The organism is Isoptericola sp. NPDC060257 (assembly GCF_042726645.1).
In the GTDB taxonomy this organism is placed as follows: domain Bacteria; phylum Actinomycetota; class Actinomycetes; order Actinomycetales; family Cellulomonadaceae; genus Isoptericola; species Isoptericola nanjingensis.
The window spans coordinates 1-2,578 of the sequence record NZ_JBHXAW010000409.1; the positions used below are offsets into that span (position 1 = coordinate 1).

At 72.6% G+C, this 2,578-nt stretch carries 2 protein-coding genes; both read left to right on the forward strand.

Going from position 1 to position 2,578, the window contains the following annotated elements; all coding sequences use genetic code 11:
- The coding region (doeA, locus tag ACFWEK_RS20680) for an ectoine hydrolase (protein WP_430555256.1) at positions 1-1,199 on the forward strand (1,199 nt) is incomplete at its 5' end.
- Positions 1,196-2,578 (forward strand): NAD-dependent succinate-semialdehyde dehydrogenase (locus tag ACFWEK_RS20685; RefSeq protein ID WP_430555257.1); only part of this gene is annotated, 1,383 nt, incomplete at its 3' end. The genes doeA and ACFWEK_RS20685, both read left to right, overlap by 4 nt.

Sequence of the window (2,578 nt, forward strand, 5' to 3'; positions counted from 1 at the left end):
GCCTCGGCGACCTGCGCCGCCGCATGGCGGAGCGGATGCTGGACGCGGTGGTCATCACCGACCCCGAGAACCTCATGTACCTCACGGACTACCAGACCACGGGGTACTCCTTCTTCCAGGCGCTGGTCGTGCCGCTCGAGGACGAGCCGTTCATGATCACCCGCGCCATGGAGGAGTCGAACGTGCACGCCCGCACGTGGGTGGAGCTGACCCGTCCCTACCCGGACACGGGCGACGCCATCCAGAGCCTGGTGCAGTCCCTGCGAGAGTTCGGCCTCGACACCAAGGACGTCGGGTACGAGCGCAACAGCTACTACTTCCCGGCCTACCACCAGGACTACATCCACAACTCGTTCACCGACGGCCGCCTGCTCGACTGCTTCGGCATCGTGGAGGAGGGGCGCGTGACCAAGTCGGACGCCGAGATCGCCGTCATGCGGCGCGCCGCGCGCGCCACGGAGGTCGGGATGGCGGCGGGCATCGAGGCAGTCGCCGCAGGGGTGACGGAGAACGAGATCGCGGCGGAGATCGCGTCGGCGATGTTCCGCTCCGGCGGCGAGTTCCCCGCGGTGATGCCGTACGTCACCTCGGGGCCGCGGAGCATGATCGGGCACGCGACGTGGGAGGGGCGCACCGTGCAGCCGGGAGAGCACGTCTTCCTCGAGGTCGGTGGCTGCTTCCGGCGGTACCACACCGCGATGATGCGCACCGTGGTGCTCGACGACCTGTCGCGCAGCATGCTGGTGGCGCAGGAGCGGATGAAGCTGGCGCTCGCGGAGGTCAAGGCGGCCATCCGGCCCGGGCTCACCGTGTCCGACGCCGACAACATCGTGCGGAACATCATCTCGGACAACGGCGTCGGCGCACGGCTGGTGACCCGGTCGGGGTACTCGATCGGCATCGCGTTCCCGCCCAGCTGGGACGAGGGCTACATCGTCAGCCTCAACCAGGGCGACCCGCGCGTGCTCCGGGAGGGGATGACGTTCCACATCATCCCGTGGATGTGGGGCGTCGACGGCGACAAGACCGTCGGCATCTCCGACACGGTCCGGGTGACGGCCGACGGGTGCGAGTCGTTCTTCACCCTGGCCGAGGACTTCACCTGCAAGCCCGAGCACGCCGCGGGGAGGGCGGAGGGCGAGCCCCTCTCGCTCGTGCAGGACACCACCACGGACGCCACCGAGGAGGAGACCGCATGATGCTGATCGCGACCGACCCGAGCACGGGCGAGGTGGTCCGCGAGGTCCCGGCGGCGACGCCGGGCGAGGTGGACACCACCCTGGCGGCCGCCGAGGCGGCGCGGGCCGCGTGGCGGGACCGGGGGCTCGTCGGACGCGCCGAGGTGCTGCACGCGGTGGCGGCGGACCTCCGCGCGCGGGCCGACGAGCTGGCGCCCCTCATGACGCAGGAGATGGGCAAGCCGATCTCCGAGGCGCTCGGCGAGGTCGAGAAGGCGGCCTGGTGCGCGGACCACTACGCCGAGCACGCGGCGGCTTACCTGGCGACCGAGGAGATCGCCTCCGACGCGACGCGCAGCTACGTGCAGCACCTCCCGCTGGGCACGGTGCTCGGCGTCCTGCCGTGGAACGCGCCGTTCTGGCTGGCCCTGCGCTTCGCGGCGCCCGCCCTCATGGCGGGCAACACGGGCGTGCTCAAGCACGACCCGCACGTGCCGGGCTGCGCGGAGGCGATCGGCGACGTGTTCGCGCGGGCGCTGTCGGCGTCGGGCGCGCCGCAGGGCGTGTTCCGCAACCTGCCGCTGGAGACCGCGGACGTCGCCGGCGTCATCCGGGACCGGCGCGTGCAGGCGGTGTCGTTCACCGGGTCGTCGCGCGGGGGGTCGGTCGTGGCGAGCGTCGCGGCCGCCGAGATCAAGCCCGCGGTGCTGGAGCTGGGCGGCTCCGACCCGTGCGTGGTCCTCGCCGACGCCGACCTGGACGCCGCGGCCGACACCATCGCCCTGTCGCGCATCATCAACGCGGGCCAGTCGTGCATCGCCGCGAAGCGGATCATCGTCGAGGACGCGGTGCACGACGCGCTGGTCGACCGGCTCCGGGACCGGCTCGCCGCGCTGAAGGTGGGCGACCCGCGCGACCCCGCCACGCAGGTGGGGCCGATCGCCCGCGCCGACCTGCGCGAGAACCTGCACCGTCAGGTCACGCAGACGGTGCAGGCGGGGGCGCGCCTGCTGCTCGGCGGCGAGCTGCCCGACGGCCCGGGTTGGTACTACCCGCCCACCCTGCTCGACGACGTCACCGACGACATGACCGCCGCCTGCGAGGAGACGTTCGGTCCGGTCATGGCGGTGCTGCGGGCCGCCGACGCCGACGAGGCGCTCGAGGCCGCGAACCGGACCGAGTACGGCCTGGCGGCGAGCGTCTGGTCGACGCCGGAGCGCGGCGAGGCGATGGCCCGCCACATCGCGGCCGGTCAGGTCTCGGTGAACGGCATCGTCAAGACCGACCCCCGGCTGCCCAGCGGCGGGGTGAAGCGCTCCGGCTACGGGCGCGAGCTCGGCCCGCACGGCATCAAGGAGTTCGTCAACGTGCAGCAGGTGTGGGTCGGCCCGCGCCAGGGC